At 72.0% G+C, this 10,226-nt stretch carries 7 protein-coding genes and 1 riboswitch; of the genes, 5 read left to right on the top strand and 2 right to left on the bottom strand.

Going from position 1 to position 10,226, the window contains the following annotated elements; all coding sequences use genetic code 11:
* Positions 1 to 9: 9 nt before the first annotated feature.
* A complete protein-coding gene (locus AB0M11_RS34140) occupies positions 10 to 1,116 on the bottom strand; it encodes a Gfo/Idh/MocA family oxidoreductase (RefSeq protein WP_365712022.1) in 1,107 nt (368 codons plus the stop codon).
* Positions 1,117 to 1,252: 136 nt separating this feature from the next.
* Between AB0M11_RS34140 and AB0M11_RS34145 the strand changes: the two genes are divergently transcribed.
* Positions 1,253 to 2,290, top strand: coding sequence for a sugar phosphate isomerase/epimerase (locus AB0M11_RS34145; protein ID WP_365712023.1), 1,038 nt, complete (start codon positions 1,253 to 1,255; stop codon positions 2,288 to 2,290).
* 154 nt (positions 2,291 to 2,444) lie between these two features.
* Positions 2,445 to 3,530 carry a GTP-binding protein gene (locus AB0M11_RS34150; protein ID WP_365712024.1) on the top strand — a complete coding sequence of 362 codons (1,086 nt, stop codon included), beginning with the start codon at positions 2,445 to 2,447 and terminating at the stop codon, positions 3,528 to 3,530.
* Here AB0M11_RS34150 and AB0M11_RS34155 read toward each other — a convergent pair.
* On the bottom strand, positions 3,527 to 5,983 hold the full coding sequence (locus AB0M11_RS34155; RefSeq protein ID WP_365712028.1) for a DNA topoisomerase IV subunit A: 2,457 nt from the start codon (positions 5,981 to 5,983) through the stop codon (positions 3,527 to 3,529). The two genes, AB0M11_RS34150 and AB0M11_RS34155, sit on opposite strands and share 4 nt — an antisense overlap.
* Positions 5,984 to 6,261: 278 nt before the next feature.
* On the opposite strand from AB0M11_RS34155, the gene AB0M11_RS34160 reads away from it, so the two are divergent.
* From AB0M11_RS34160 to AB0M11_RS34170, 3 genes are all read left to right on the top strand, one after another.
* Positions 6,262 to 7,656, top strand: a complete 1,395-nt coding sequence (locus AB0M11_RS34160) for a pitrilysin family protein (protein WP_365712025.1) — start codon at positions 6,262 to 6,264, stop codon at positions 7,654 to 7,656.
* Positions 7,653 to 9,041: a pitrilysin family protein gene (locus tag AB0M11_RS34165; RefSeq protein WP_365712026.1), complete on the top strand. Its 1,389-nt coding sequence runs from the start codon at positions 7,653 to 7,655 to the stop codon at positions 9,039 to 9,041. The genes AB0M11_RS34160 and AB0M11_RS34165 overlap by 4 nt, the downstream gene beginning before the upstream one ends.
* Positions 9,042 to 9,234: 193 nt before the next feature.
* Positions 9,235 to 9,398: riboswitch (cyclic di-AMP (ydaO/yuaA leader) on the top strand.
* A 12-nt stretch (positions 9,399 to 9,410) separates the two neighbouring features.
* Positions 9,411 to 10,166 (top strand): M23 family metallopeptidase, encoded by a 756-nt coding sequence (locus tag AB0M11_RS34170; protein ID WP_365712027.1) that lies wholly within the window; start codon positions 9,411 to 9,413, stop codon positions 10,164 to 10,166.
* Positions 10,167 to 10,226: the final 60 nt, after the last annotated feature.

Here is a 10,226-nt window from a genome sequence, read left to right on the forward strand (position 1 = left end):
GACCGCCGCCTACGCGGGCCGGACGGCGGGGGCGGCCGCGGGGACGTCGGCCCAGCCGCCGCCGCGTGCCGAGTCGACGACCGCCTGGGCGATCTCGGCCGCTCGCAGCCCGTCGGCGAAGGACGGCATGCCGGTCACCTGTTCGCCGCCGATCGCCGCGTAGGCGTCCGCGACGAAGTCGGCGAAGACCTCGTAGTAGCCCTGCGGATGCCCGGACGGCAGCCGGGCCGCCCGCCCGGCGGGCGCCCCGGGCCGGTTCGGGTCACGCAGCACCACTTCGTTGGAGTTCCGGCCGCCGATCCACAGCGACTCCGGAGTCTCCTGGCGGAAGGCGTAGCTGGCGTCGGGCCCGTCGAAGGAGAACGACAGCGCGTTCTTGTACCCGGCGGAGACCTGGCTGACCACCACCGATCCGATCGCGCCTGCGTCCGTTTCGAGCAGGACGACCGCGCCGTCCTCGGTCTCGACGGGGCGCGGGGTGCCGTCCGCCGCCGGCCGGGCCGCGACCGCGCGGGCGAAGGACGCGTTCACCCGGGTGATCCGCTGTCCGGTGACGAACTCGGCGAGATCGCACCAGTGGACACCGATGTCCCCGAACGCGCGCGTGGCCCCGCCGTCCGCCGGGTCGACCCGCCAGTCGGTGGCCTGGCCGTCCGCGAGCCAGTCCTGCAGATAGCTGCCGTGGATCAGCCACGGGGGCCGGTGTCCCGGCCGCCTGATCCGGTCGCGTGCCTCGCGCACGGCCGCGTAGTACCGGTACACGAAGGGCACCGCGGTGACGAGTTCGCGCTCCGCCGCCAGGGCGGTGAGCTCGCGGGCGGTCTCGGGGTCGGTGGCCAGCGGCTTCTCGCAGACCACCGGGACACCGGCGGCGAGGGCCGCCCGGCAGAACCCGGCGTGCGTGGCGTTGGGCGTGCACACGTGCAGCACGTCCACGCCGTGCCGCAGCAGTTCCTCGGCCGAGTCGAAGCCGCGGCCGGCCCCGAACTCCGCCGCGGCGCGACGGCCCTTCTCGGGCGTCGACCCGACCACGCCCACCAGCTCGCCGCCCGCCACGAGCGCGGACCGGGTGTGCACGGCCCCCATGAAGCCGGTACCGATGACACCGACGCGCATGACGCGCACCTCTTCTCTCTTGCTCTCCGGGGAGCTAACGCGTGAACGGACCGAAAAATCAGGGAGGGATGACTCCCGCAAGGTCAACTTTTGATCACCGTAAGCTAAAGTGGCGGAAACGCCAAGGAGGCTGCACATGAACCAGAGCCAGGCACAGAGCCAGGAACCGGCCCGGCAGCCGGTCACCCTCTTCACCGGCCAGTGGGCGGACCTGCCGTTCGAGGAGGTGGCGCGCCTGGCGGCCGAGTGGGGCTACGACGGTCTGGAGATCGCGGCCTCCGGCGACCACCTGGACCTGGCCCGCGCCGAGGCCGACCCCGACTACCTGCCCCACCGGCAGGCGATCCTGGAGCGCCACGGGCTGAAGGTCTGGGCGATCTCCCACCACCTGGGCGGCCAGGCCGTGTGCGACGACCCGATCGACTTCCGGCACCAGGCGATCCTGCGCCCGGAGGTCTGGGGCGACGGCGATCCGGAGGGCGTCCGGCAGCGCGCGGCCGAGGACATGAAGCGTGCCGCGCGGGTCGCCCGCAGGCTCGGCGCCGACACCGTCGTCGGATTCACCGGATCCAAGATCTGGAAGTACGTGGCGATGTTCCCGCCCGTCTCCCAGGCGGTGATCGACGAGGGCTACGAGGACTTCGCGCGCCGCTGGAACCCGATCCTCGACGTGTTCGACGCCGAGGGCGTGCGCTTCGCCCACGAGGTCCACCCGTCCGAGATCGCCTACGACTACTGGACCAGCGAGCGCACCCTCGAAGCCATCGGGTGCCGTCCCGCCTTCGGCTTCAACTGGGATCCCTCGCACATGATCTGGCAGGGCGTCGACCCCGTCGGCTTCATCACGGACTTCGCCGACCGCATCTACCACGTGGACTGCAAGGACACCCGGCTGCGGCCGCCGTCGGGACGCGCCGGGATCCTCGGCTCGCACCTGCCCTGGGGCGACCCCCGCCGGCGCTGGGACTTCGTCTCCGTCGGCCACGGCGACATGCCCTGGGAGGACGCCTTCCGCGCCCTGGCCGCCATCGGATACGACGGCCCCGTCTCGGTGGAGTGGGAGGACGCGGGCATGGACCGCCTGCACGGCGCGGCCGAGGCCGTCGGCCGCATCCGCTCCGCCCTGTGGCCGCTGCCCAAGGCGTCCTTCGACTCGGCGTTCAGCAACCAGTGACCCGTGCCGGTCGCCCTCCGCCCTCCGCCCGGCGCCGGACCCGGATGCCCGGCGCCGCACCCGGGTGCCTGGTGCGGAGCGCGGCGGGCGGAGGCGGGCCGTTTCCTATCCTGGACCGGCCCGCCACACCCCGCTCGTGCGAAAGAGGCCCCCGTTGGAGCAGCGCCCCACCTCCCGGCAGATCCCGGTTGTCGTCCTGGCCGGATTCCTGGGGTCAGGGAAGACCACGCTCCTCAATCACCTGCTGCACCGCAGCGGGGGCAGCCGGATCGGGGCGATCGTCAATGACTTCGGGGCCATCGAGATCGACGCGATGGCCGTGGCGGGCGCCCTCGGGGACTCGACCGTCTCGCTCGGCAACGGGTGCCTGTGCTGCGCCGTCGACGCCGGCGAACTGGACGTCTACCTGGAGCGGCTCGCGGGCCCCGGCACCGGTGTCGACGTCATCGTGATCGAGGCCAGCGGTCTGGCCGAGCCCCGGGAACTGGTCCGGATGCTGCTGGCCAGCGAGCATCCCGGCATCGTCTACGGCGGCCTCGTCGAGGTCGTCGACGCCGCCGAGTTCGACGGCACGCGCGCGAAACACCCCGAGATCGACCGGCATCTCGCCCTCGCCGACCTGGTCGTCGTCAACAAGCTCGACCGGGCCGCGGCGGACGGCGAGCGCGTCCTCGGGCTCGTGCGCTCGCTCAGCGACCGCGGGGCCGCCGTCGTCCAGGCGACCTACGGCCGGATCGACCCCGAATTCCTGTTCGACTGCCGGCCCGGTCAGGAGCGCATCGGTCAGCTGTCCTTCGACGACCTGCGCGACCACCACCCCGCCGGCGACGGCGCGCACGGGGGACATCTGCACACCGCCTACGACAGCCTGTCCTTCGCCTCCGGGCTGCCCCTCGACCCCCGGCGGCTGATGGCCTTCCTCGACAGCCGGCCCGAGGGCCTCTACCGGATCAAGGGGTACGTCGACTTCGGTCCGTACGACACGGGCAACCGGTACGCCGTGCACGCCGTGGGGCGGTTCCTGCGGTTCTACCCCGAGGCCTGGGGGCACGGCGAGGAGCGGCGCACCCAGCTCGTGCTGATCGGCTCCGGCATCGACGCGGCCGCGCTGCGCAAGGAACTCGAGGCGTGCACGAACGACGCCCCGCACGCCGACGAGCACGGCATGTGGGGCGTCCTACGCTACGTCCAGGGCCTGACGGAGGGCCCCGACGACGGGTACGACGGGTACGAGGCCTAGACCGGACCCGCCACCACCGACACCGTCTTCGGGAGCGACACACCGGAACCGTCGCGGCGCGGGTCGATCTCCGGGAGGTCGGCCGGGGTGCCGGTCTTCTGGGCCGCCTTCGCCGGGACCGGGCCCGCCCAGGCGAAGGACAGGCAGTCCTCGCCCTTCAGGAACCGCTGGCAGCGCACGCCACCGGTGGCCCGGCCCTTGCGCGGGTACTGGTCGAACGGGGTCAGCTTGGCGGTCGTCTGCACCGAGTCGTCGAGCGTGCCGCGGGAGCCGGCCACCGTGAAGACCACCGCGTCGGCCGCCGGGTCGACGGCCGTGAAGGAGATGACCTTCGCGCCCTCCGTGAGCTTGATGCCCGTCATACCGCCCGCCGGGCGCCCCTGCGGACGCACCTGGGAGGCCTGGTAGCGCAGCAGTTGCGCGTCGTCCGTGATGAAGACCAGGTCCTCCTCGCCGGTGCGCAGCTCCACCGCGCCCACGATCCGGTCGCCCTCCTTGAGGGTGATGACCTCCAACTCGTCCTTGTTGGACGGGTAGTCGGGAACCACGCGCTTGACCACGCCCTGCTCGGTGCCGAGGGCGAGACCCGGCGAGGACTCGTCCAGCGTGGTCAGGCAGACCACCGACTCGCCGTCCTGGAGGGAGAGGAACTCGGAGAGCGGGGCGCCGCCGGCGAGGTTCGGGGCGGTCGCGGTCTCCGGGAGCTGGGGGAGGTCGACGACGTTGATGCGCAGCAGACGGCCCGTCGAGGTGACCGCGCCGACCTCACCGCGCGCGGTCGCGGGGACAGCCGAGACGATGACGTCGTGCTTGGCGCGCTTGCCGCCGGTGTCCTCCGGGAACGGCTCGCCGTTCGCCGTGCGCGCCAGCAGGCCCGTCGAGGAGAGCAGCACCCGGCACGGGTCGTCGGCCACCTGGAGCTCCACCACGGCCGCCGGGGCACCCGACGCCTCCAGCAGCACCGTGCGCCGCTCAGTGCCGAACTTCTTGGCCACCGCGGCCAGTTCGGCCGAGACCAGCTTGCGCAGCTCCGCGTCCGAGTCCAGGATCCGGGTCAGCTCGGCGATCTCCGCGGTGAGCTTGTCCTTCTCCGCCTCCAGCTCGATGCGGTCGTACTTGGTCAGGCGCCGCAGGGGCGTGTCGAGGATGTACTGCGTCTGGATCTCCGACAGCGAGAAGCGCTCCATCAGCCGCTCCTTGGCCTGTGCGCTGTTCTCGCTGGAGCGGATCAGCCGGATCACCTCGTCGATGTCGACGAGGGCGGTGAGCAGGCCCTCCACCAGGTGCAGCCGGTCGCGGCGCTTGCCGCGGCGGAACTCGCTGCGCCGGCGGACCACGTCGAAGCGGTGGTCCAGGTAGACCTCAAGGAGCTCCTTGAGACCCAGCGTGAGCGGCTGGCCGTCCACCAGCGCCACGTTGTTGATGCCGAAGGACTCCTCCATCGGCGTCAGCTTGTAGAGCTGCTCCAGGACCGCCTCCGGCACGAAGCCGTTCTTGATCTCGACGACCAGACGCAGCCCGTGCTCGCGGTCGGTGAGGTCCTTGACGTCGGCGATGCCCTGCAGCTTCTTGGCGTTGACCAGGTCCTTGATCTTGGCGATGACCTTCTCGGGGCCGACCGTGAAGGGCAGTTCCGTGATGACCAGGCCCTTGCGGCGGGCCGTCACCGTCTCCACCGACACCGTGGCCCGGATCTTGAACGTGCCACGGCCCGTCTCGTAGGCGTCCCGGACGCCCTCCAGACCGACGATCCGGCCGCCGGTGGGCAGGTCGGGGCCCGGGACGTGCTTCATCAGCGCGTCCAGGTCCGCGTTCGGGTAGCGGATCAGGTGGCGGGCGGCGGCGATCACCTCGCCGAGGTTGTGCGGCGGCATGTTCGTCGCCATGCCGACCGCGATCCCGGACGAGCCGTTGACCAGGAGGTTCGGGAAGGCGGCGGGCAGCGCCACCGGCTCCTGCTCCTGGCCGTCGTAGTTGGGCGCGAAGTCGACCGTGTCCTCGTCGATCGACTCGGTCATCAGGCTGGTCGCCTCGGCCATCCGGCACTCGGTGTACCGCATGGCGGCCGGCGGGTCGTCGTTGCCCAGCGAGCCGAAGTTGCCGTGGCCGTCGACCAGCGGGACGCGCATGGAGAACGGCTGGGCCATGCGCACCAGCGCGTCGTAGATCGACGAGTCGCCGTGCGGGTGCAGCTTGCCCATCACCTCGCCGACCACGCGCGCGCACTTCACATAGCCGCGCTCGGGGCGCAGCCCCATCTCGTTCATCTGGTAGACGATCCGGCGGTGCACCGGCTTGAGGCCGTCGCGGGCGTCCGGCAGGGCGCGCGAGTAGATGACCGAGTACGCGTACTCGAGGTAGGAGCCGCGCATCTCGTCCACGACGTCGATGTCGAGGATCCTCTCCTCGAACGAGTCGTCGGGCGGCGGGGTCTTCGTGCTGCGGCGGGCCATCGCTGCCGGCTCCTTGCTCATGCGTGAACGGATCTGACGCGGACCATTGTGGACCGCGGCACCGACAACCCGGGCCGGGACCCGGTCGCCGCGGCCCGCCCCGGTGCCGGAAGCCGTCACGGGGCGGGTGGGACGCAGGCTACGCGATCCGCCCGTGCGATCCGCTGTGGGCGTACGTCGTGCGGGAACTTCGCCGGGTCCCCGCACGCTTGCATACAGTGGCAGGACCGGCAGAAAAACCGCGGTTCGAGACCGCTTCCGCGAGCGAAGGGACGTACATGCCCATGGGTCACACGACCACGGCCGAGACAGGCTCCGGAGGCCTGAAAGCGACCGAGCACCGCTTGGCCAACGGTCTGCGCGTGGTGCTCTCCGAGGACCACCTGACCCCGGTCGCGGCGGTCTGCCTCTGGTACGACGTCGGTTCCCGGCACGAAGTCAAGGGCCGTACCGGTCTGGCTCACCTCTTCGAGCACCTGATGTTCCAGGGCTCCGCCCAGGTGAAGGGCAACGGCCACTTCGAGCTCGTCCAGGGCGCCGGCGGCTCGCTCAACGGGACCACCAGCTTCGAGCGCACCAACTACTTCGAGACCATGCCCACCCACCAGCTGGAGCTCGCCCTCTGGCTGGAGGCCGACCGCATGGGCTCGCTGCTCGCCGCCCTCGACGACGAGTCGATGGAGAACCAGCGGGACGTCGTCAAGAACGAGCGCCGCCAGCGCTACGACAACGTCCCCTACGGCACCGCCTTCGAGAAGCTGACGGCGCTCGCCTACCCGGAGGGCCACCCCTACCACCACACGCCGATCGGTTCCATGGCGGACCTGGACGCGGCCACCCTGGAGGACGCGCACGCGTTCTTCCGCACCTACTACGCGCCCAACAACGCCGTCCTGTCGGTCGTCGGCGACATCGACCCGGAGCAGACGCTCGCCTGGATCGAGAAGTACTTCGGCTCCATCCCGGCGCACGACGGCAAGCCCACCCCGCGCGACGGCTCGCTGCCCGAGATCATCGGCGAGCAGCTGCGCGAGGTCGTCGTGGAGGAGGTGCCCGCGCGCGCGTTGATGGCCGCCTACCGGCTCCCGGAGGACGGCACGCGCGCGTCCGACGCGGCCGACCTGGCTCTGACCGTCCTCGGCGGCGGCGAGTCCTCCCGCCTCTACAACCGCCTGGTGCGCCGTGACCGTACGGCCGTCGCCGCCGGCTTCGGGCTGCTCAGGCTCGCCGGGGCGCCCTCCCTGGGCTGGCTCGACGTGAAGACCTCCGGCGACGTCGAGGTGCCGGTCATCGAGGCCGCCATCGACGAGGAGCTCGCCCGGTTCGCCGCGGAGGGCCCGACGCCCGAGGAGATGGAGCGCGCCCAGGCCCAGTTGGAGCGCGAGTGGCTGGACCGGCTCGGCACCGTCGCGGGCCGCGCCGACGAACTGTGCCGGTTCGCGGTCCTGTTCGGCGACCCGCAGCTCGCCCTGACCGCCGTCCAGCGCGTCCTCCAGATCACCCCCGAGGAGGTCCAGGAGGTCGCCAAGGCACGCCTGCGCCCCGACAACCGCGCGGTGCTCGTCTACGAACCCAAGTCCCCGGAGTCGGTCGAGGACGCCGACGTACCCGAGGACCCCGAGGCCGAGGCCACGGTCGAGGCCGGCGACAACGACGAGGAGACGGCCAAGTGACCGAGCTCGCCACCATGGACTTCCACCCCCAGCCGCAGCCCGGCGAGGCCAGGCCCTGGGCCTTCCCCGCCCCCCAGCGCGGCACCCTGGACAACGGCCTGACCGTGCTGCGCTGCCACCGCCCCGGCCAGCAGGTCGTCGCCGTCGAGGTGCTCCTGGACGCGCCCCTGGACGCCGAGCCGGCCGGCCTGGACGGCGTCGCCACGATCATGGCGCGCGCCTTCTCCGAAGGCACCGACAAGCACTCCGCCGAGGAGTACGCCGCCGAGCTGGAGCGGGCCGGCGCCACCCTCGACGCGCACGCCGACCATCCTGGCGTCCGGATCAGCCTGGAGGTGCCCGCCTCCCGGCTCGCCAAGGGCCTCGGGCTGCTCTCCGACGCCCTCCGGGCGCCCGCCTTCGCCGAGAGCGAGGTCGAGCGGCTGGTCCGCAACCGCCTCGACGAGATCCCGCACGAGCTGGCCAACCCCAGCCGCCGCGCGGCGAAGGAGCTCTACAAGGAGCTGTTCCCGAGCGCCGCGCGGATGTCCCGTCCGCGCCAGGGCACCGAGGACACCGTCGAGAAGATCGACGCGGCCGCCGTCCGCGCCTTCTACGACCGGCACGTCCGCCCCGCCACGGCCACCGTGGTCGTCGTCGGCGACCTGACCGGCATCGACCTCGACGAACTGCTCGGCGAGACCCTGGGCGCCTGGCGCGGCTCCACCGCACAGCCCCGCCCGGTCCCGCCGGTGACCGCCGACGACACCGGCCGGGTCGTCATCGTGGACCGCCCCGGCGCCGTCCAGACCCAGCTGCTCATCGGCCGCGTCGGCCCCGACCGGCACGATCGCGTCTGGCCCGCCCAGGTGCTGGGCACCTACTGCCTGGGCGGCACCCTCACCTCCCGGCTGGACCGCGTGCTGCGCGAGGAGAAGGGCTACACCTACGGCGTCCGCTCCTTCGGGCAGGTCCTGCGCTCCGCCCCCGACGGCACCGGCGCCTCGATGCTCGCCATCAGCGGCTCGGTGGACACCCCGAAGACCGGCCCCGCGCTGGCGGACCTGTGGACGGTGCTCCGCACCCTCGCCGCCGAGGGCCTTACCGACGCCGAGCGCGACGTGGCCGTGCAGAACCTCGTCGGGGTGGCGCCGCTCAAGTACGAGACGGCGGCGGCCGTCGCGGGCACGCTGGCAGACCAGGTCGAGCAGTACCTGCCCGACGACTTCCAGGCCACGCTGTACCGGCAACTCGCCAACACGGGCACCGTGGAGGCCACCGCGGCGGTCGTGAACGCCTTCCCGGTGGACCGCCTGGTGACCGTCCTCGTCGGCGACGCGGCACAGATCAAGGAGCCCGTCGAGGCGCTCGGGATCGGCGAAGTCACGGTCGTCACCGCCGAGTAGCGGCACGCGCGTGTGCAGAGCCCTGGCGGCCAACCCGGTCACCAGGGCTCTGGAATGTCCGAATTGGGGCGGAGGTTGCCTGTCTGCCCTGTGGGATGCGCGACAAAAACGGGGTTCCGTTTGAGCATTGAAGGCGGGCTTTCGTAGGTTCATCCGGGCTGTCCGTCAGGCAGTGCGCCGCGCCCGCGGCACCGGACAGCCATCGCCGAGTCCCCGTACGGCGCGAGCCAGGGGAGCCGGGGACCCACGCAGTCCCTGGGGTGAATCGGGCGCCCGCGCGTGTCGCGAGGGGGCCCGTAGGAGACCTTCCTGCTCCGAACCCGTCAGCTAACCCGGTAGGCGAGAGGGAAGGAAAGGACCAGCCTCTACATGGCGTTCATGTGCGCCTCCGGGAAGCACCGTCGTCCCGGCCGGGTGAAGCGCACCACCGCGCAGGCCGCCGGTATCGCGGCCCTCACCACCACGGGTGTCATCGGCACCGTCTCGGCCGCTCCGGCGCTCGCCGCCGAGAACTCCGTCGAGCAGACCGGCCTCACCCCGGTCATCACCATCAGTGACTCCGTCGCCGATCAGATCGACGCCCAGGCCGCGGCCCAGCAGGCCGTCGCCGAGCGCAAGGCGGCCGAGCAGGCAGCCCGCGAGAAGGCCGCGGAGCAGGCCAGGAAGGAGCGCGCGGCCAAGGCACGCGCCGCCCGCGAGGCCGAGCGCAAGCGCCTGAACACCTTCGTCGCGCCGATCAGCGACTCCTACGTCTCCACCGGCTACCGGACCGGCGGCTCCCTGTGGTCCTCCGGTACCCACACCGGCATCGACTTCCACGCCGCGAGCGGCACCGCCGTGCACGCGGTCGGCTCCGGCACCGTGGTCTCCACCGGCTGGGGCGGGGCGTACGGCAACGAGATCGTCATCAGGATGGCCGACGGCATGTACACCCAGTACGGCCACCTCTCGTCCATCGGCGTCTCCGTGGGGCAGAAGGTCGTCCCGGGCCAGCAGATCGGCCTCTCCGGCGCGACCGGCAACACCACCGGCCCCCACCTCCACTTCGAGGCCCGCACCACCCCGGACTACGGCTCCGACGTCGACCCGGTCGCCTACCTCCGCAAGCACGGCGTGAACGTCTGACGGGACGGCTTCGCCGGGGCCGATGTGGCCTCGGCGGTCGGGTGCGGGTGCGTCGTGGCC

The sequence above is a fragment of the Streptomyces sp. NPDC051987 genome, from assembly GCF_040680735.1.
Classification (GTDB): domain Bacteria; phylum Actinomycetota; class Actinomycetes; order Streptomycetales; family Streptomycetaceae; genus Streptomyces.

What these genes read in the sequence shown, in the direction of transcription:
- AB0M11_RS34140 (WP_365712022.1), bottom strand. Translation starts at nt 1,116, where the DNA reads ATGCGCGTCGGTGTCATCGGTACCGGCTTCATGGGGGCCGTGCACACC.
- AB0M11_RS34145 (WP_365712023.1), top strand. Translation starts at nt 1,253, where the DNA reads ATGAACCAGAGCCAGGCACAGAGCCAGGAACCGGCCCGGCAGCCGGTC.
- AB0M11_RS34155 (WP_365712028.1), bottom strand. Translation starts at nt 5,983, where the DNA reads ATGGCCCGCCGCAGCACGAAGACCCCGCCGCCCGACGACTCGTTCGAG.
- AB0M11_RS34160 (WP_365712025.1), top strand. Translation starts at nt 6,262, where the DNA reads ATGCCCATGGGTCACACGACCACGGCCGAGACAGGCTCCGGAGGCCTG.
- AB0M11_RS34170 (WP_365712027.1), top strand. Translation starts at nt 9,411, where the DNA reads ATGGCGTTCATGTGCGCCTCCGGGAAGCACCGTCGTCCCGGCCGGGTG.